This window comes from Streptomyces mutabilis (assembly GCF_046628145.1).
Classification (GTDB): Bacteria; Actinomycetota; Actinomycetes; order Streptomycetales; family Streptomycetaceae; genus Streptomyces; species Streptomyces mutabilis.
In genome coordinates, this window is the sequence record NZ_CP176874.1 from 3844918 (window position 1) to 3864337 (window position 19420).

Annotated in this window: 15 protein-coding genes and 1 pseudogene; 8 read left to right on the top strand and 8 right to left on the bottom strand. The window is 71.1% G+C overall.

What is annotated here, in order from left to right:
• The first annotated feature begins 16 nt into the window (after nucleotides 1–16).
• The 3 genes from pheA (at nucleotide 17) to ACLIN4_RS17250 (ending at nucleotide 3636) form a co-directional block, all read left to right on the top strand.
• Nucleotides 17–949: a prephenate dehydratase gene (gene pheA / locus ACLIN4_RS17240; RefSeq protein WP_381942747.1), complete on the top strand. Its 933-nt coding sequence runs from the start codon at nucleotides 17–19 to the stop codon at nucleotides 947–949.
• A 570-nt stretch (nucleotides 950–1519) separates the two neighbouring features.
• Nucleotides 1520–2797, top strand: coding sequence for a serine--tRNA ligase (gene serS / locus ACLIN4_RS17245; RefSeq protein ID WP_100045372.1), 1278 nt, complete (start codon nucleotides 1520–1522; stop codon nucleotides 2795–2797).
• Entirely contained in the window at nucleotides 2794–3636 is an 843-nt protein-coding gene (locus ACLIN4_RS17250) for an HAD family hydrolase (RefSeq protein ID WP_107476863.1), read from the top strand. Before serS ends, ACLIN4_RS17250 begins: the two co-directional genes overlap by 4 nt.
• Nucleotides 3637–3887: 251 nt before the next feature.
• Here ACLIN4_RS17250 and ACLIN4_RS17255 read toward each other — a convergent pair.
• The 5 genes and pseudogenes from ACLIN4_RS17255 to ACLIN4_RS17275 form a co-directional block, all read right to left on the bottom strand.
• Nucleotides 3888–4085: pseudogene (locus tag ACLIN4_RS17255) on the bottom strand (hypothetical protein); the annotation flags it as partial.
• Nucleotides 4086–4371: 286 nt separating this feature from the next.
• Nucleotides 4372–5091, bottom strand: a complete 720-nt coding sequence (locus ACLIN4_RS17260) for an ABC transporter permease subunit (RefSeq protein ID WP_411575982.1) — start codon at nucleotides 5089–5091, stop codon at nucleotides 4372–4374.
• Nucleotides 5092–5102: 11 nt separating this feature from the next.
• Nucleotides 5103–6014, bottom strand: coding sequence for an ABC transporter ATP-binding protein (locus ACLIN4_RS17265; protein ID WP_100045374.1), 912 nt, complete (start codon nucleotides 6012–6014; stop codon nucleotides 5103–5105).
• 52 nt (nucleotides 6015–6066) lie between these two features.
• Nucleotides 6067–6975 carry a hypothetical protein gene (locus tag ACLIN4_RS17270; RefSeq protein WP_107476861.1) on the bottom strand — a complete coding sequence of 303 codons (909 nt, stop codon included), beginning with the start codon at nucleotides 6973–6975 and terminating at the stop codon, nucleotides 6067–6069.
• A complete protein-coding gene (locus ACLIN4_RS17275; protein WP_107476860.1) occupies nucleotides 6965–7927 on the bottom strand; it encodes an ABC transporter ATP-binding protein in 963 nt (320 codons plus the stop codon). Before ACLIN4_RS17275 ends, ACLIN4_RS17270 begins: the two co-directional genes overlap by 11 nt.
• Nucleotides 7928–8130: 203 nt before the next feature.
• Here ACLIN4_RS17275 and ACLIN4_RS17280 point away from each other — a divergent pair, with 203 nt between their 5' ends.
• From ACLIN4_RS17280 to ACLIN4_RS17300, 5 genes are all read left to right on the top strand, one after another.
• On the top strand, nucleotides 8131–9888 hold the full coding sequence (locus ACLIN4_RS17280; RefSeq protein WP_289909065.1) for an SDR family oxidoreductase: 1758 nt from the start codon (nucleotides 8131–8133) through the stop codon (nucleotides 9886–9888).
• Nucleotides 9889–10013: 125 nt separating this feature from the next.
• Nucleotides 10014–10562 carry an RNA 2'-phosphotransferase gene (locus ACLIN4_RS17285; protein WP_107476859.1) on the top strand — a complete coding sequence of 183 codons (549 nt, stop codon included), beginning with the start codon at nucleotides 10014–10016 and terminating at the stop codon, nucleotides 10560–10562.
• Nucleotides 10563–10568: 6 nt separating this feature from the next.
• Nucleotides 10569–11024 (top strand): hypothetical protein, encoded by a 456-nt coding sequence (locus tag ACLIN4_RS17290; protein ID WP_289909031.1) that lies wholly within the window; start codon nucleotides 10569–10571, stop codon nucleotides 11022–11024.
• Nucleotides 11025–11075: 51 nt separating this feature from the next.
• The gene (locus ACLIN4_RS17295) at nucleotides 11076–11981 is read left to right on the top strand and encodes an LLM class flavin-dependent oxidoreductase (RefSeq protein WP_381910793.1); all 906 of its coding nucleotides are present in this window, start codon (nucleotides 11076–11078) and stop codon (nucleotides 11979–11981) included.
• Nucleotides 11982–12029: 48 nt separating this feature from the next.
• Nucleotides 12030–12917: an HAD family hydrolase gene (locus ACLIN4_RS17300; protein ID WP_411575983.1), complete on the top strand. Its 888-nt coding sequence runs from the start codon at nucleotides 12030–12032 to the stop codon at nucleotides 12915–12917.
• 28 nt (nucleotides 12918–12945) lie between these two features.
• Here the strand turns inward: ACLIN4_RS17300 and ACLIN4_RS17305 are convergent, their stop codons facing one another.
• The 3 genes from ACLIN4_RS17305 to cydD form a co-directional block, all read right to left on the bottom strand.
• Nucleotides 12946–13989, bottom strand: coding sequence for a M23 family metallopeptidase (locus ACLIN4_RS17305; RefSeq protein WP_289909032.1), 1044 nt, complete (start codon nucleotides 13987–13989; stop codon nucleotides 12946–12948).
• A 118-nt stretch (nucleotides 13990–14107) separates the two neighbouring features.
• Nucleotides 14108–15790 carry a GAF domain-containing sensor histidine kinase gene (locus tag ACLIN4_RS17310; RefSeq protein ID WP_411575984.1) on the bottom strand — a complete coding sequence of 561 codons (1683 nt, stop codon included), beginning with the start codon at nucleotides 15788–15790 and terminating at the stop codon, nucleotides 14108–14110.
• Between the two features lie 116 nt (nucleotides 15791–15906).
• Nucleotides 15907–19413 carry a thiol reductant ABC exporter subunit CydD gene (cydD, locus tag ACLIN4_RS17315; protein ID WP_290013477.1) on the bottom strand — a complete coding sequence of 1169 codons (3507 nt, stop codon included), beginning with the start codon at nucleotides 19411–19413 and terminating at the stop codon, nucleotides 15907–15909.
• Between the last annotated feature and the right edge of the window lie 7 nt (nucleotides 19414–19420).

The following is a 19420-nucleotide window of genomic DNA, read 5'->3' on the forward strand; positions in this document are numbered from 1 at the left end:
CCATTAGGGTGAGGACATGCCAGCCAGTTACGCGTATCTCGGTCCCGAAGGCACCTTCACCGAAGTCGCCCTGCGCACACTCCCGGAGACGGCGACACGGGAGCTGGTCCCGTACGTGTCCGTCCAGTCCGCGCTCGACGCGGTGCGCACCGGCGAGGCCGAGGCCGCGTTCGTGCCGATCGAGAACTCCGTCGAGGGCGGCATCACCACGACCCTCGACGAGCTGGTCGCCGGCCAGCCGCTGATGATCTACCGCGAAGTGCTGCTCTCCATCACCTTCGCGCTGCTGGTCCGCCCGGGCACCGAGCTGTCCGACATCAAGACGGTCACCGCCCACCCGGCGGCCCAGCCCCAGGTACGCAACTGGCTCAAGGCCCACCTCCCGGACGCCGCCTGGGAGTCGGCCGCCTCCAACGCGGACGGCGCCCGTCTGGTGCAGGAAGGCCGGTACGACGCGGCCTTCGCCGGCGAGTTCGCCGCGGGCCGCTACGGACTGGAAGTGCTGGAGTCCGACATCCACGACGCCGAGAACGCCCAGACGCGCTTCGTGCTGGTGGGCCGTCCGGCCCGGCCCGCGGCACCGACCGGCGCGGACAAGACCTCCGTCGTGCTCTGGCAGCGCGACGACCACCCCGGCGGCCTGCGCGACCTGCTGGGCGAGTTCGCCACCCGGGGTGTCAACCTGATGCTGCTCCAGTCCCGGCCCACCGGCGCCGGCATCGGCAACTACTGCTTCTGCATCGACGCGGAAGGGCACATCTCCGACCGCCGGGTCGCCGATGCCCTGATGGGTCTCAAGCGGTCCTGCCTCCAGGTGCGCTACCTCGGGTCGTACCCGCGCGCGGAGGTCACACCGGCGAACGTGGACCCGCTGCGGCCGGGAACCTCGGACGAGGAGTTCGCCGCGGCGGCGGACTGGGTGGCGCGCTGCCAGGACGGCCGTTTCTGACCGGTCGGAATCGGCCAGTCGTACGTCGTACCTGCTGATTGTCGTTGTCCACAGAAGTTATCCACAGGTCCGCTTCTCGACCTGGGGACAAGTCGACAACGAACCGCCATTCAGTCGACAAATCACCCCACAGGCACCCACTTCGTCCACAGAGTCGCAGGTCACCCATCGTCCACCTGTTTCTCGCCCGCCATACTCCGGAGTGACACCGGGTGCCCCGTTTTCACTCGAAAGTGGGCGCGTGAAGGGTTTGAACCCATCCTCTCCCGGAATTAGGAATGATCAATTCCGTGAGTCCACAGATCTTTCGCACAGCCTGTGGATAACTTTTCCAGGCTGTGGATTTCGGTGGACGCCGACCGCCCAAGTCCCGTCCTCCACAAGGAAATCCGGTCAACCCACCACCCTCCGACTGGCTCGTTCCAGGGAATGGGACACCCCTTATTGACAGTCGCACCACGATCCATGCGAGGCGTACACAACGGGCAATACCCACAAAACGGAACGCGAGACCCGCGATCGGCAATAGTGAGTCGAGAGCCGTCACCGCACACCGGTAGCCTTGACCGCGTGATTGACCTTCGCCTGCTCCGTGAGGACCCCGACCGTGTGCGCGCGTCCCAGCGCGCCCGTGGAGAGGACGTCGCGCTCGTCGACTCCCTCCTGTCTGCCGACGAGCGGCGCAGGTCGTCCGGCGTCCGCTTCGACGAGCTGCGCAACGAGCAGAAGGGCCTCGGCAAGCTCATCGGCAAGGCCTCCGGGGACGAGAAGGCCGAGCTGCTGAAGCGGGCGAGCCAGCTCGCCGCCGACGTCAAGGCGGCCGACGCCGAGCGCGACGCGGCCGACGCCGAGACCCAGGAACTGCTCCAGCGGCTCGGCAACCTGGTCCACCCCGACGTCCCCGTCGGCGGCGAGGAGGACTTCGTCACCCTGGAGACGCATGGCACGCACCGCGATTTCGCGGCCGAGGGCTTCGAACCCCGGGACCACCTGGAGCTGGGCCAGCTGCTCGGCGCCATCGACGTCGAGCGCGGCGCCAAGGTCTCCGGCTCGCGTTTCTACTTCCTGACGGGCGTCGGCGCGCTCCTGGAGCTTGCCCTGGTCAACGCGGCGATCGCGCAGGCCACGGCGGCCGGCTTCACGCCGATGCTGACGCCGGCGTTGGTGCGCCCGCAGTCCATGGCCGGCACCGGTTTCCTCGGCCAGGCCGCGCAGGACGTCTATCACCTCGACAAGGACGACCTGTACCTGGTCGGCACGTCGGAGGTGCCGCTGGCGGCGTACCACATGGACGAGATCATCGACGCCGACCGCCTTCCGCTGCGCTACGCCGGCTTCTCGCCCTGCTTCCGCCGCGAGGCGGGTTCGCACGGAAAGGACACGCGGGGCATCTTCCGCGTGCACCAGTTCGACAAGGTCGAGATGTTCTCCTACGTCCTCCCCGAGGACTCGCAGGCCGAGCACCAGCGCCTGCTGGAGTGGGAGAAGCAGTGGCTGACGTCGCTGGAGCTGCCGTTCCGGGTCATCGACGTGGCCTCCGCCGACCTGGGCTCCTCCGCGTCGCGCAAGTACGACTGCGAGGCCTGGATCCCGACCCAGGGCAAGTACCGCGAGCTGACCTCGACCTCGGACTGCACCGAGTTCCAGTCCCGCCGGCTGTCGATCCGCGTCCGCGAGGACAAGAAGGTGCGCCCGCTGGCCACGCTGAACGGCACGCTGTGCGCCGTACCGCGCACGATCGTGGCGATCCTGGAGAACCACCAGCAGGCCGACGGGTCGGTGCGCGTGCCCGAGGTGCTGCGCCCGTACCTGGGCGGCCGGGAGGTCCTGGAACCGGTGGCCAAGTGAGTGACACCGCCTCCGTCACGGCGACCGACGCCGGCTCCCCGGGTGGTTTCCCGTACCGGCTGATCGCCACCGATCTCGACGGCACGCTGCTGCGTGGCGACGACACGATCTCGCAGCGGACCCGGGATGCGCTCGCCGCGGCCACCGCGGCGGGCGCGGCCCACATCGTGGTCACCGGCCGCGCGGTCCCGTGGACCCGGCACATCCTCGACGACCTCGGCTACGACGGACTGGCCGTCTGCGGTCAGGGCGCGCAGGTCTACCACGCCGGCGAGCACCGGCTGCTGACCTCGGTCACGCTGGACCGCCAGCTGGCCGGGGTGGCGCTGGCCAAGATCGAGGCGGAGACCGGACCGCTGTACCTCGCGGCGAGCCGTGACGGCCTGGACGGCGACGTCCTGGTCGGCCCGGGCTACTCGGTCGGGGGCAACCTGCCCGCGGTGCCGTTCACCGACGCCTCTGACCTGTGGTCGGCGCCGCTGAACAAGATCTACATCCAGCATCCGACCCTGTCGGACGACGAACTGGCCGAGGCCGCCAGGCGCACGGCGGGCGGCTTCGTCACCGTGACGATGGCCGGCGCGGGCATCGTCGAACTGCTGCCCCTGGGGCTGTCCAAGGCCACCGGGCTGTCGCTGGCGGCGCGCCGGCTCGGTCTGAAGGCCGCGGACACGATCGCCTTCGGCGACATGCCCAACGACATCCCGATGTTCGGCTGGGCCGCCCGGGGCGTGGCGATGGCCAACGCCCACGAGGAGCTGAAGGCGGTGGCCGACGAGGTGACGTCCTCCAACGACGAAGACGGCATCGCGGTGGTGCTGGAGCGGCTGTCGGCCTGACGCCGCCGCCCCTCGTCCGCGATCCGCCCGCGAGCTGTCGGCGGTCCCGCGCGCGGAGAACGCCGCCTCACGTACGGTCCGGACGGCGCCGACGTCCCCGTCGGGCGGCCCACGCCAGGTGTCTCGCGAGAGACGGCCGGCGTGCTCGAAGCGGCTGCCCGATTTCGCCGGTGCCGTCCGGCCTCGTGCATCCACCACAGTGCCGGTACGGAAAGCCGGGCGCCACCGATTAAAAGCGGACGTACGGCGCGTTACCGCCGCCGCCACCTGCGGCGTCGGCCCTTGCTGAAGAACCACCCGGCGGGCGGCTCGTCGGAGCGCCACGGCTGGGGTTCCGGCTGCGCCCGGCGCCAGCGGGCGGACAGCATCCGCGCGCGGGCCGACGGCTCGGAGCTCCCGGCGTCGCGTATGAAGTCCTCGTCCAGGACGAGGCCGTCCCAGGGGTCGTCGCGACCGTCACGTCCCTGGCCCGGGGGGCTGTCGTCGGCCGGAGCATTGCCGGTGGGAGCAGTCCCGGTCGGAGCGTTGCCGAGGGGGACGGCACCGGTCGTGTCGGAGTCGTTCGGAGCGTCTGAGGTGAGGCCGTGCTGCGGCTGCTCGTGATCGTCCCGTTGAGGTGCCTGGTCCGCCATTCCGGTTCCTCCCAGCCCTGCGTTCCCCCGGGTGTTTCCTCCGCTTGTGCCTCGGCCCAGTGTGCCCGGGCCGAGGTCAAGGCCCCGTCAGGTCATCGCGCGGTCACTCCTCCCCGGCGAGCGTCAGCGACCGCAGCTTCTGACCGGCGTACCAAGTGGCCAGCACGGTGACCGCTGCCAGCAGCACCGTCGCGGTCGGCAGGCCGACGTCCGAGGTGACCAGGTTTCCGTCGGCCACCTTCTGGGCCACCGCCAGCGACCACTGCTGGACGCTCAGCGTGCGGGCGCCGGGGACCAGGGAGCCGAACAGGGCCTCCCAGACGAGGGCGTAGACCAGCCCGAAGACCACCGCGTGCCGGGACACCGTGCCCAGCAGGAGGAACAGTGCCGCGTAGGCGATGGAGGCGACGAGCGCGGCGATCGTGTAGGCGACGGCGACCTGCTGGCCGTTGCCGTTGAGGATCAGCCCCGCGAGAAGCGTGGGCACGGCGGAGAAGACCATCGTCACGGTGATGGCGACGATCAGCTTGGTGAATATGATCGTCGGCCGCTTGATCGGCTTGGACAGCAGGTACACCACCGAGCCGTCGTCGATCTCCGGGCCGATGGCGCCGGTGCCTGCGATGACGCCGATGATCGGCACCATGGTGGCGAGCGCGAATCCGCCGAGCACGTCCGTCGCGGTCTGGTCGTCGGCTCCGGCGAGCGCACGCACCGCCACGGCGATGACGAGCAGCAGCAGGGGCAGGGCGCCCAGGATGAGGGCCCGGCGGCGGCCGAGCAGAGCTCGGTAGGTGAGCCGGGCGACTGTGGGGTCGTACATTCTTCGGCCTCCTACGCCGCGACGAGGTACGAGAAGACGGACTCGAGGGACTCGTCGGACGGCGAGACCGTGAGCAGCCGGATGCCGTGGTCGCGGGCGACCTTGGGCAGCAGGGCCGTGAAACGGCCGAAGTCGACGGCCTGGATGCGCAGGGCGCCCTCGGTGAGGTCGACCTCGATGCCGGACGTCGACGGGTCCGCGATCAGCGCCGCCGCGAGGGCCCGGTCGTCACTGGAACGCACCAGGTAGCGGTGCGGCCGGTCGGTCATCAGGCGGCGGATCTTGCGGAAGTCACCGCTGGCCGCGTGCCGCCCGGCGACGATCACCTCGATGTGCCAGGCGAGCTGCTCGACCTCTTCGAGGATGTGCGAGGAGAACAGCACGGTGCGGCCCTCGTCGCCCATGCGCCGCAGCAGATCCATCAGCTGCATGCGCTGGCGCGGGTCCATGCCGTTGAACGGCTCGTCGAGCAGGAGCAGGGAGGGGCTGTGCACGAGGGCGCTGGCCATCTTCACGCGCTGCCGCATGCCCTTGGAGTAGGTGGCGATCTTGCGGTCCTGCGCGTACTCCATCTCGACCGTGGCGAGCGCTTCCTGGGCCGCCTTGGCGCCGAGGCCGTGCAGTTCGGCGTTGGCGAGGACGAACTCCCGGCCGGTCAGGAAGTCGTACATCGCCTCCCGCTCGGGGACGATGCCGATGTGCTTGTAGATGGCCTCGTTGCGCCACACGGGCTGTCCGTCGAGGGTGACGCTGCCGGTGGAGGGGGCCAGGAAGCCGCCCATCATGTTGATGAGGGTGGACTTTCCCGCGCCGTTGGGGCCGAGCAGGCCGGTGACGCCGGGGCCGATCGTCATGGTGACGTCGTTGACGGCGACCACGTTGCCGAACCAGCGCGAGACGTGGTCGATGGAGAGAGTGCTCATGGGCGCAGCCCGTTCCTTGGAAGGGTGGTGGCGGGCGACGGGACGGGCGTGGTCACAGTCCCACCTTCTTGTAGCGGCGCATCAGCAGGCCGTAGGCGCCGGAGATCAGGCCGAGGGTGACGAGGACGTAGACCGCGCCCTCGGCGTTGCTCGGGCCGACCCCGCCGGGGAAGGCCGAGGTGGCGCCCAGGAAGGCCGACTGGACTCCGTCGATGAGGGTGATCGGCGAGAAGAGGCCGATCCAGGCGACGGCGCCCGTGCTGCCCTGGACGTCCGCGATGGCCTGGAGCGTGGAGACCGCGCCGTAGGTGATGGTCAGGACGGCGATGACGGCCGCGATGCCGAAGCCGCGGCGCGGGGTGACCGACGCGACGACCAGGCCGAGGCCGGCGAAGAGGAGCGAGAGCAGTGCCACGGAGACGAGTCCCTGTGCGAATCCCTTGGTCTGGTCCGCGAAGTCGAGTTTGGCGAGCAGCGCGCCCACGTAGAGCACCAGCAGCGGTGCGGCGGTGAGGATGAACAGGGCCGAGGCCAGCGACGCGTACTTGGCGCGTACGTAGTCGGCGGTCTCTATGGGCCGTGAGAAGTACAGCGGCACGGTCTTGAAGCGCAGGTCGCGGGAGACGGACTGGGGGGCCTGCGAGGCGACGTAGAGGCTGATCACGGCCTGGAGGACGATCGCGTAGCGGGTGTAGTCCAGCGGCAGGTCGTTCGCCTTGGTGGCGACGGCCACGGCGACCATGATGGCCGCGGGCAGGCACATCACCACGAACAGCAGCATGGGCAGGACCTTGGACTTCGCCGAGCGGCCGAGGCCGTAGGCACCGCGAAGGGACTGCGAGTACAGCGAACGGCGGGCGTAGGCGCGGCCGAGGCGGGGGCCGTCGTAGTTGCGGTAGCCGATGTTGTGGATGCGGGTCTGGTCACCCGCCGCAGTGGCTACGGGCTGCTCAGTTGCCATGGCCGACCGCCTCCTTCCGTTCTGCGTCGCTGTCCTTGAAGACCTCCGAGATGTGGTGCCGGCGCTGTTCCATGCGCACCAGGCCGAGGCCCAGGTCGGCGATGACGTCCCGGACCAGGTCGTAGGTCTCCTCGCCCGACGTGGTGAGCAGCAGGACATGGCCGGCGCCCGGCAGGCCGCTGCCGTCCTGGACGGTCACACCGCGCGCGTGGAGCGCGTCGCGCACCGTGCGGGTGCCGTCGGGGTGCTCGTCGGTGTCGGTGACCTCGATCGCGAGGGTCGTCGTGGTCTGGGTGAAGTCGGTGGTGGAACTGGAGCGCAGCAGCTTTCCGCCGTCCACGACGACGACGTGGTCGCAGGTGCGTTCCAGTTCGCCCAGCAGGTGCGAGGTGACCAGGACGGAGATGCCGAAGTCGGTGTGGATGCGGCGGATGAGGCCGAGCATCTCGTCGCGGCCGACCGGGTCGAGGCCGTTGGTCGGCTCGTCGAGGAAGACCAGTTGGGGGTCGTGGACCAGGGCCTGCGCCAGTTTCACGCGCTGTTTCATGCCGGTGGAGTAGCCGCCGATGGGACGGTAGCGCTCCTCGTACAGGCCGACGTGGCGCAGGGTGTCCGCCGTGCGTTCGCGGGCGGCGGTGGGCGGCAGGCCGGACATGCGCGCCATGTGGACGACGAACTCGGTGGCCGAGACGTCGGGTGGCAGGCAGTCGTGCTCCGGCATGTAGCCGACTCGCTCGCGGATGTCGGCGCCCTTGGTGGCGACGTCGAGTCCGAGCACTTCGGCCCGGCCCTCGGTGGCGGGAGACAGACCCAGAAGGATCTTGATCAGGGTGGACTTGCCGGCGCCGTTGGCCCCGACGAGTCCGGTCACACCGGGTCCGACGTCCACGGAGAGCCGGTCGAGCGCGGTCACCCGGGGGAACCGCTTGCTCAGGCTTTCGGTCGCGATCACAGTCACATCCATGACAGTAGTGACGGGCGCCACTGCGGTCGTCAGACCGGAGAGCCGTCTTCGCGTCAGTCTCGAGTAGTACGGGCCCGTAGGGGATGCCCTGCCTGAGTGCTACGGGAGGAGAGGACAGGAGCCGTACCCATGACCTGTTGACGCCAGGTCTAACAACTGGGAGATTCGGCGGCGTCGCCGTCGGAGGGGAGATCACGGTGCTGGACGGTGCGCGGCAGCGCTGGGTGCGCTCGGGCGAGGTGGAACTGTGCGTGGCCGAGCTGGGCGACCCGCTCCACCTCACGGTCGTCCTCGTACACGGTTATCCGGACAGCAAGGAAGTCTGGTCAGAGGTGGCCGCCCGCCTCGCCGACCGCTTCCACGTGGTCCTCTACGACGTCCGGGGCCACGGCCGGTCCACCGCGCCGAGCCCGCTGCGCGGCGGGTTCACGCTGGAGAAGTTGACGGACGACTTCCTGGCCGTCGCGGACGCGGTCAGCCCGGACCGGCCCGTGCACCTGGTGGGCCACGACTGGGGGTCGGTGCAGTCCTGGGAGTTCGTCACGGTCGAGCGGACCGAGGGCCGCATCGCGTCCTTCACCTCGATGTCCGGACCGTCTCTGGACCACTTCGGGCACTGGATCAACAGGCGCCTGAGGCGCCCCACCCCGCGTCGGGTGGGCCAGCTCCTCGGCCAGGGAGCCAAGTCCTGGTACGTGTACCTGCTGCACGCGCCGGTACTGCCCGAACTGGCCTGGCGCGGACCGCTCGGCAGGCTCTGGCCGGGCATCCTGCGGCGTGTCGAGAAGGTTCCCGGCGGCGACTACCCGACCTCCTCACTGCCGACGGACGCGGCACACGGGGCGTGGCTGTACCGGGACAACGTCCGGCCCCGGCTGCGCCGCCCGCGTGATGACGCCCACGCGCATGCCCCGGTACAGCTCATCACCCCGCTGGAGGACGCCTTCCTCTCCGAGCGGCTCTACGACGAGCTGGAGCGGTGGGTGCCGCGGCTGACCCGTCGCACGCTGCCCGCCAAGCACTGGGTGCCGCGGACCCGGCCGGACCGGCTGGCGGGCTGGATCACGGAGTTCGTCACCGCCGTCGACGCAGGACGGCCCGGAACCGCAGCGAGCGGGAAGCACGCCGATCGCTTCGGCGGGCAGCTGGTGCTGGTCACGGGAGCGGGAGCCGGCATCGGGCGGGCGACCGCGCTGGCGTTCGCCGAGGCCGGCGCTCGCGTGGTGGCCGTCGACCGCAACGCCGAGGCCGCCGTCCGCACCGCGGAGCTGTCCCGGCTGATCGGCGCGCCGTCGGCCTGGGCCGAGACCGTCGACGTTTCCGACGAGCGGGCCATGGAGGATCTCGCGGCCAGGGTCGCCGCAGAGTACGGCGTGGTGGACATTCTGGTGAACAACGCCGGGATCGGCCTGTCGGGCTCCTTCTTCGACACCACACCGCAGGACTGGAAGAAGGTCCTGGACGTCAACCTGTGGGGCGTGATCCACGGCTGCCGCCTGTTCGGCGGGCGGATGGCCGCCCGCGGGCAGGGTGGCCACATCGTCAACGTCGCGTCGGCGGCGGCGTTCCTGCCCTCCCGGGCGCTGCCCGCCTACAGCACCTCCAAGGCGGCCGTACTGACGCTCAGCGAGTGTCTGCGCGCCGAACTGGCCGAGCAGGGGATCGGCGTCACGGCGATCTGCCCCGGCCTCGTCAACACCGACATCACATCGACAGCGCGCTTCGCAGGCGTCGACGCCGAAGAGGAGAAGCGGCTTCAGCGGCGCACGGCACGGCTGTACGGGCTGCGCAACTATCCGCCGGAGAAGGTCGCCGACGCCGTTCTGGATGCGGTCGCGCACAACCGGGCCGTGGTGCCGGTGACGCCGGAGGCACGCGGCGCCCACCTCATGTCCCGCTTCTTCCCCCGGGCGTTGAGGAGAGCCGCTCGGGTGAGACCGCCGGTCTAGTTTCCACAGGAGGGCCCAATCGCCCTGTGGATAACCGCACTTGACTGTGGATCAAACCTCGGAACATAAATCGTTCGCGTGACGCGCGTCTCTCTCGGCAGGCTGACTCCATGCACCAGGAACCCATGGACGACAGACGCACCGTGAAGGTGTCCAAGTACCTGTCGAAGCATCTGCGCCATCAGCCGGAGAGACTCGGACTCACGCCGGACGAGGCCGGCTGGGTCGAGATCGACACGCTCATCACCGCGGCGGCCGCGCACGGCTTCCGTTTCACCCGCGAAGAGCTCGACCACGTGGTCGCCACCAACGACAAGCAACGCTTCGCGGTCGAGGGCACCCGCATCCGCGCCAGCCAGGGCCACAGCATCGAGGTGGACCTCGGACTGCCCCCGGCTACCCCACCGCCGTACCTCTACCACGGGACCGTCGCCCGGTATCTGGACGCCATCCGCACCGAGGGGCTGCGGCCGATGAACCGGCACGACGTGCATCTCTCGTCGGATCGCGAGACCGCGACCCGGGTCGGCGCCCGACGCGGCCGACCGGTCGTACTGTCGGTGGACGCCGCCGCCATGCACCACGACGGCCATGTCTTCCATGTCAGTGCCAACGGGGTCTGGCTGACGAAGGCGGTGCCGCCACGGTATCTGCGCTTTCCCGCCCGGCACTGATACCGCATGATCGGCGGCATGCAGTTGCCCACCACCCAAGCCGCCGTCACCGCCCTCCGCGCCATAGCCGAGGAGTACGCGCTGGAGATCGAGGTCACCGACGACATCGGCGCCGACCAGACCTCCCGCCGCAGCGCCGCGGGTGTGGGAGTGGTCGTCGACACCGACGGCTCCATCCCTCATGAGGCCTTCGTCGAGTTCGGCGGGGTACCTCGGGTGAGCGTCCGGCTCTTCCACGAGGGCGACGCCCTCATCGATGTCGAGGGCGTCGAGTGCCCCGACATCCCGCGCGACGACGTACCCGCGTTCCTGCGCTCCGTCTTCGGCGGTCTCGCCTACGTCAAGGGGCGCCGCTTCCCACCGGCCTACCGTCTGATCGTGCCGCTGCCGGGCGACCGCACCCACAAAGAGTTCGTCCCGATGATCCTGCTCACCCCGTGGCTGAGCAGCCGCGTGCGGTGACGCCCGTGAATGTTTCACGTGAAACCCCGGGTGCCGCTTAGGCTCGGAGGCATGACCCTGCGCCTGAGCACCGTGATCCTCCCGTACCGCCGCTGGCACGAGGGCGGCCGTTCGGCCTGGACACGCGCCGAGCAGCTCGGTTTCCACACCGCGTACACCTATGACCACCTGTCCTGGCGGAGTTTCCGGGACGGCCCGTGGTTCGGCGCCGTGCCCACACTTACCGCCGCCGCGTCCGCCACCGAGCGACTGCGCCTCGGCACCCTGGTGACCTCCCCCAACTTCCGGCACCCGGTGACGCTCGCCAAGGAGCTGATCTCCCTCGACGACATCTCCGGCGGCCGGGTCACGCTCGGCATAGGAGCGGGCGGTACCGGCTTCGACGCCACTGCTCTCGGCCAGGAGCCGTGGACGCCGCGTGAGCGGGCCGACCGGTTCGCCGAGTTCCTGCCACTGCTGGACCGGCTGCTGTCCGAGGACGCGGTGTCGTACGAGGGCGACTTCTACTCGGCCCACGAGGCCCGCAACATCCCGGGGTGTGTGCAGCGGCCCCGGCTGCCGTTCGCGGTGGCCGCGACCGGGCCGCGCGGGCTGCGACTCGCCGCGCAGTACGGCCAGGCATGGGTGACCACCGGTGACCCGAAGCTCTTCGAGCACGGCACTCCCGAGCAGTCGGACCGGGCCCTGCGGGCGCAGGCCGACAAGCTCGCCGACGCCTGCGCCGCCATCGGCCGGGACGTGGGCGAGCTCGACAAGGTCCTGCTCACCGGCTTCACGCCGGACCGCAGTCGGCCACTGGAGTCCGTGGACGCCTTCGTCGACTTCGCCGGCCGCCACCGTGACCTGGGGTTCACCGAACTCGTCGTCCACTGGCCGATCCCGGATTCGGACTTCACGGCGGACGAGAAGGTCTTCGAGCGGATCGCCATGGAGTCCCTGGCACAGCTGCGGGCATGAGAGCCGTGGCTCACAAATGTGCGGAGTCGTGCACGGGCGTGCAGGCATATGCGGGACAATGACCGGGTGACCTCAGCGACCCGACAGCCCGATCCCCCGGCCGCCGCACTCCACCCGCGGCTCATCGCCACCGACCTCGACGGCACCCTGCTGCGGGACGACAAGTCGGTCTCCCCGCGCACGGTCGCGGCACTGGCCGCCGCCGAGAAGGCGGGCATCGAGGTCTTCTTCGTCACCGGCCGCCCCGCCCGCTGGATGGACGTCGTCAGTGCCCATGTCCATGGACACGGACTCGCCATCTGCGGCAACGGCGCCGCCGTGGTCGACCTCCACGGCGGCCCCGGTGCGCACCGCTTCGTGAAGGTCCGCGAGCTGGCCCGGGAGAACGCGCTGGACGCCGTACGGCTGCTGCGCGAGGCGGCGCCCGGCACGGTGTACGCGGTCGAGCAGACGTACGGGTTCCACCAGGAGCCGGCGTACCCGAAGCTGCACATGGAGGTCCCCGACGGCCTCCTGCCCGCCGAGGAGATCCTGGCCCCGGGCGGCCGCGCCGCCGCCGAGCCGGTCCTGAAGATCCTTGCCTTCCACCCCGAGCTGGACCCCGACGGCTTCCTCTCGCTGGCGCGCCTCGCCATCGGCGACCGCGCCAACGTCACCCGGTCCAGCCCCAGTGCCCTGCTGGAGATCAGCGGTCCGGACGTCTCCAAGGCCAGCACACTCGCCCTGTGCTGCGCCGAGCGCGGGATCTCGCACGAGGAGGTCGTCGCCTTCGGCGACATGCCGAACGACGTCGAGATGCTCACCTGGGCGGGGCGGTCGTACGCGATGGGCAACGCTCACCCGGACGTGGTCGCCGCCGCGTCGGGGCGGACGGTCGCCAACAACGACGACGGGGTCGCCGTGGTCATCGAGCGGATTCTGGCGGACCTGCCCTAGCGAGCGCCCGCAGCGTTGCCCGGTGCTGTCACAGGGCCACCCCACGCTGTGACAGCCAGGGCACCGGGTCCAGGGCCGAGCCCATCTCCGGTGTCACCCGCACCTCGAAGTGCAGATGGGGCCCGGTGGAGTTGCCGGTGCTGCCCGACTGCCCGACCCACTGGCCGGGACGGACCCGGTCGCCCTGATCGACGGCGACCGCGGCGAGATGGGCGTACTGCGTGTAGTAGCCGCCGGCATGCTGGACCACGACCTGCATCCCAAAGGCGCCGCCGCAGGAAACCTTCACCACCCGTCCCGCACCGACCGACCGCACCGGTGTACCGACCGGCACCGCGAAGTCCTGGCCGGTGTGCCGGTTCGCCCAGCGTGCCCCGCCGCTGCCGAAGGACGCCGACAGCGTGTACGTCTCGACGGGCGCGACCCAGTCCCGGCCGAAGTCCGTGTCGGGCTGGTCGGGGCGGACGGCGCCGGGGCAGGAGCCGGCCGAGACCGAGGCGTCCGCCTCCCCCTCCAGGCGTGCCCGCGCCGCCTCGAGCTTGCCTTCGATCTCCTTCTTCAACTCGGCCAGATCCGCGTTGCGTTCCTCCAGCGCCCGCCAGGCGGCCTGCGCCTTGGCCTCGTCGGCCGCCAGCCGCGCCTCGGCCCGCAGACTCCGGCCGATGGCGTTGTTCACGGCCGTGTCGGCGCGGTCCAGAGCGCGCTGACCGCGCATCAGTCCGTCGGGATCGTCGGCCAGCAGCATCTGCGCGGTGAGCGGGAGGCCGCCTGCACCGCGATACTGCGCGCTGGCGATCCGGCCCAGGTCCTCGTGCATGGCGTCGATCTTCTGCCGCTGTCGGTCGAGACGCTTCTCGTACTCCAGGGCCTTCGACCGCTGCGCCTCGGCCTCGCGCCGCCCGTCCTCGTACTGCCGGGTGGCCCTGGCCGCGTCCGCGTACAGCCGCGCCACCTGCGTGCCGGTGCCGGAGCCACCGTTCCCGTCCATGGCGTCCGTGGGACGGGCGGCGAGCACGGCGAGCGCACACAGCAGCACCGGAACCAGCAGCGGATGTCGGCGAGGTGAGCGCATGTCAGCGATCGTGGACCGAGCGGGTGCGCGGGGTCTTGTTCAGGTCGTACGAGTGGGGGACCTGTTGCTGCACACGGCGCAGTAACGCTGCTGCACATGGGGCAACGCGGCGACGCACTCAGTACGGGGCCTCCCACAGGACCGCCGTGCCGCTGCCGTCCCTCCCGATCCCCGGCCCGACCCGACTGGTGCCGCCGACGGTCTCGGCGCGGCGCTCGAGATTGCGCAGGCCACTGCGCCGACCGCCCTCGGGAATGCCGATACCGTCGTCGGCAACGGTCAGCCGCACCCCCGGACGGCCGTCCGGCAGCGTCACCGTGGCATCGACCATCACCTCGATCCGGGTCGCGCCGGCGTGCCGGAAGGCGTTGGACAGGGTCTCGCGCAGCGCGGCGATGAGGTTCTTGCCGGTCAGGTCGCCGACGGCGGTGTCGACCGGGCCTGTGAAGCGGTGCGAGGGCGTGAAGCCGAGCGGCACGGCGGCCATGGCGATCTCGCGCAGCACTCGGGTGCGCAGTCCCTCGGGCGCCTCGTCCGGCTGCCGCAGCGCGAAGATCGCGGAGCGGATCTCCTGGATGGTGACGTCGAGCTCGTCGACGGCCCCGCCCACCCCGTCACGCACCTCGGGCGGGAGCTCCCTGCGCTGGGCACTCTCCAGCATCATCCCCGTGGCGAACAGCCGTTGGATGACGAGGTCGTGCAGGTCCCGCGCGATGCGGTCGCGGTCCTCGTAGACCGCGAGCCGTTCCCGGTCGCGTTGGGCGTCGGCCATCATCAGGGCCAGCGCCGCCTGTGAGGCGAACCGGTCGCCGAGCGCGCGCTCCGTCCTCGTGTACGGACGGGCGCCCCGGGCTCGGGGCATGACGAGCCCTCCGAGGACCCGCCCGTCCCTGCACAGGGGCAGCAGCATGACGGGCCCGTAGCCGCGCACCGGTCCGTCATCCATGCGCGGGTCGGTGGCAGCGTCGTCGACGAACATCGGGCGGCCCTCCAGCAGTTCGGCGACGACGCCGTTGTCCGGCGGGATGACGGTGCCGAGGGCGTTCGTGGAGTGCTGTGCGGCGACGGCCACGATCTCGAGGCCGCCCCCGTCGGCCGGCAGCAGTACGATTCCCGCCCTCGCTCCCGACAGCCGGCGGGCCTGCTCTGCGACGACCTGGAGGGCCTCGTCCATGTCACCGCCGGAGAGCAGCGCGGTGGTGACGGCGACCGACCCGTCGATCCAGCGCTCCCGCTGCTGGGCGGCCTCGTACAGCCGTGCGTTGCCGATCGCGATGCCGGCCTCGGTGGCCAGGACACGGACCATCGCGAGGTCGTAGTCGTCGAACGGCTCCCCGGCGAGCTTTTCGCTCAGATAGAGGTTGCCGAAGATCTCGCCCTGCACCCGGATGGGGACGCCGAGGAAGCTGCGCATCGGCGGGTGGTGCTGGGGGAAACCGCAGGAACGCGGATCCTCGGCCAGGTCCGTGAGGCGGATCGGTTCCGGATCGCGGATGAGGGCTCCCAGCAGGCCCTTGTGCCCGTCGGGCAGGTGGCCGATCCGTCGCGCGGTCGGCCCGTCGACTCCGTGGTGCACGAACTCGGCGAGGCCGTAGCCGTCCTCGTCGACGACGCCGATGGCCGCGTACCGGGCGTTCGCCAGGTCCGCCGCCGTCTCGCAGATCCGGTTCAGCGTGCAGTGCAGCTCCAGTCCGCTGCCGACGGAACGCATCGCGTCCAGCAGCTTCGGCACCCGGGCCAGGAGTTCGGCCGTGGCCCCCTGGCCGGGCGGCGGAGGGCCGGGAGGCGGTGCTGGGGGCATGACCCGAGCCTAATCAGAGCCGTTTGTTCAGGAAAGTCGGATTTCCTGAGAATGTCGTGAACTGCTAGAACCGGTGGCCGTGGCATTTCCCGGCCACCGCGGTTCCCGTCTGCCGGTCACCGGGCTCCCACCAGCAGTTCCGCCGTCGCCTCCCGCTCGGCCATGGTCCGCAGCGGCCCCGGCACGGCGGCCAGTTCCGCGTGGGTCCCCCGCTGCACGACCCGGCCCTCGTCCAGCACGATCACCTCGTCGACGGCCCCCAGGCCTGCCAGCCGGTGCGTGATCAAGAGGGTGGTGCGGCCCTCGGTGGCCGCCAGCAGATCGGCCGTGAGCGCATCGGCGGTCGCCAGGTCCAGGTGCTCGGCGGGCTCGTCCAGGACCAGGACCGGGAAGTCCGCGAGCAGCGCCCGGGCCAGTGCCAGCCGCTGGCGCTGACCGCCGGAGAGCCGGGCCCCGTGTTCCCCGACCAGAGTGTCCAGGCCGTCGGGCAGGCCGTCGGCCCAGTCCAGCAGCCGGGCTCGCCCCAGCGCGTCACGCAACGCGTCCTCGGAAGCGTCCTTCCTGGCGAGGAGCAGGTTCTCACGCACCGAGCTGTCGAAGAGGTGCGCGTCCTGGGCGCACAGCCCGACGAGCCGCCGCACGTCGTCGCCGGCCAGAGCGTGGGCGTCCACGCCGGCCAGCGTGTAGGAGCCCGCGTCCGCGTCGAGGAACCTCAGCAGCACCTGGGCCAGCGTCGTCTTGCCGGACCCGGACGGGCCGACCACAGCGATGCGGCGGCCCTTCGCCAGGGTCAGGTCGAGCCCCGCCAGAGCGTCCCGGTTCTGCCCGGCGTGGCGGGCGGTCAGTCCCTCGAGGACGACGGGGAACGGCGACGCGGGCGCCTGCCGGGGCGTCTCCGGCTCCCGCACCGGCACGGGAGCGTCGAGCACCTCGTGTACACGCTCCGCACTCCTGCGGACCCGCTGGCGGTACTGCACGGCCAGCGGCAGCCCGAGTACGGCCTCGAAAGCGGCCAGCGGGGTGAGTACCACGACGGCCACGGCCACTCCTGCGAGCCGGCCGTCGGCGACCGCCTGGACACCGACGAGAGCGGCCCCCGCGACGGTCAGGCCGGAGATCAAGGCGGTGAGCCCGTCGCCGAGCGCGGTGGCGGTGGCGGCGCGCGAGGCGATCCGGGTGAGCGCGCCGTCCGCCCGGCGCGCCTCGGCGGCCCGCGCGGGCAGAGCGCCGGCGACGGTCAGTTCGGCGGTGCCGGTGAGCAGGTCGGTCACCCGGGTGGCGAGCACGCCACGGGCGGGCGCCAGCCTGTGTTCGGCCCGCCGGGCCACGGCGCCGGTGACCAGCGGGACCCCGGCTCCGGCCGCCAGCAGACCGATGGCGAGCACGACGCCCGCCTCGGGCAGCAGCCAGGCGGTGAAACCGATGGACGCGACGGAGACGATCACAGCGGAACCGGCGGGCAGCAGCCAGCGCAGCCAGTAGTCCTGCAGGGCGTCGACGTCGGCGACGAGCCGGGACAGCAGGTCTCCCCGGCGGCTGTGGCGCAGTCCGGCGGGTGCCAGCCGCTCCAGTCGCCGGTACACGGCGACCCGGGTGTCGGCCAGCATCCGCAGGACCGCGTCGTGGGACACGAGCCGCTCGGCGTAACGGAAGACGGCACGCCCGATCCCGAAGGCGCGCGTCGCCGTCACGGCCACCATCAGATACAGCACCGGTGGCTGCTCGGACGCGCGCGAGATGAGGTACCCGGAGGTGGCCATCAGTCCGACGGCGCTGCCGAGCGCCAGGCTGCTGAGCAGCAGTGCGAGACCCAGCCGCCCGCGCCGTGCGGATGACAGGGCACGCACCCTGGCGAGGACACCGCCCCCGGTCTCCGTCCCGGTGATCGGCGCGTCGAGGACCGCTCGGGCAGGGCCGCCAGCGACGTCCTCCTGGTGGCGCGCAGCCGGTGCCGCCCCGTGGGCGCCTTCTATCGCCGTGGCGCGCGACGGCGTCTCCTCCAGCCGAACCACCCGGTCGGCCACTTCCAGCAGGGCCGGCCGGTGCACGACCAGCAGAACCGTCCGTCCCTTGGCCAGTCTGCGCACAGTGGCCACGATCTCGGCCTCGGTGGCACCGTCCAGGGCGGCCGTCGGCTCGTCGAGCAGCAGCACGGGCCGGTCGGCGAGGAACGCCCGGGCCAGCGCCAGTCGTTGCCGCTGCCCGGCGGACAGTCCACTGCCGCCCTCGCCGAGCACCGTCGCCGCCCCCTCGGGCAGCGCATCGACGAACGCCAGCGCGTCCGCGTCCCGCAGCGCGCGCCGTACGGCGTCGTCGTCGGCGTCGGGCCGCGCCAGTCGTACGTTTTCGGCGATGGTGCCCGCGTACAGGTGCGGATGCTGCGGCACCCAGGCGACGCGGGCGTGCCACTGCTCAAGGTCCAGGTCGGTGAGGTCGGCTCCCCCTACGCGGACTCGCCCCCCGGTCGGGCCCACGAAGCCGAGCAGAGTACTGAGAAGCGTCGACTTTCCCGCCCCGCTCGGGCCGACCAGGGCGACCGCCTCACCGGGATCGACGGTGAAACTCACGTCCGTCACGGCGTCTGTGGCGCGTCCGGGATAGCGGACGGTCACGCCCTCGAACGCCAGGGTGCCGCCGTCCGGCACCGGACCGGCCCCCGCGGCCGGTACGGGCCGCTCCAGCACGGAGAAGATCTCCTCGGCGGCGGCGAGGCCCTCCGCCGCCGAGTGGTACTGGGCCCCGACCTGCCTCAGTGGCAGATAGGCCTCGGGCGCGAGTACGAGCACGACAAGGCCGTCATAGAGGGCCATGTCCCCATGGACGAGCCGCATGCCGATGGTGACGGCGACGAGAGCGACGGAGAGCGTGGCCAGAAGTTCCAGCGCGAAGGACGACAGGAAGGCGATCCGCAGGGTCCGCATGGTCGCCTGCCGGTACTCACCGGTGATGCGCTTGATCGACTCGGCCTGCGCCTTGGCCCGCCCGAAGACCTTCAGCGTCGGCAGTCCGGCGACCACGTCGAGGAAGTGCCCGGACAACCGCGACAGCAGCCGCCATTGGCGGTCCATCCGGGACTGCGTGGCCCAGCCGATCAGCACCATGAAGATCGGTATGAGCGGCAGGGTGCCGACGATGATTGCCGCGGAGACCCAGTCCTCGGTGACGATGCGGGCCAGCACCGCGACGGGTACGACCACAGCGAGCCCCAGCTGGGGCAGGTAGCGCGAGAAGTAGTCGTCGAGGGCGTCGACTCCACGCGTGGCCAGGGCGACCAGCGATCCGGTCCGCTGCCCACTCAGCCAGCCGGGACCGAGTGCGGTGGCCCGCTCGAGCAGCCGGCCGCGCAGCTCCGACTTCACCGCCGCGCTGGCCCGGTGCGCGGCCAGTTCGGTGAGCCAGCCGGCCAGCGCGCGACCGCAGGCGACAGCCACCAGAAGCAGCAGGGGTGTGCGGAGTTCGGCTGCCGTCATTCCGTGCTGGAAGGCGCCCACCACCACCTCGGCGATGAGCATGGCCTGCGCGACGAGCAGTCCGGCCCCGACGGCACCCAGGACGACGACTGCCGTCAGGAAGAGTCGGGTGGCGCGGGCGTACCGCAGGAGACGTGGGTCGATGGGTTTCACGTGAAAC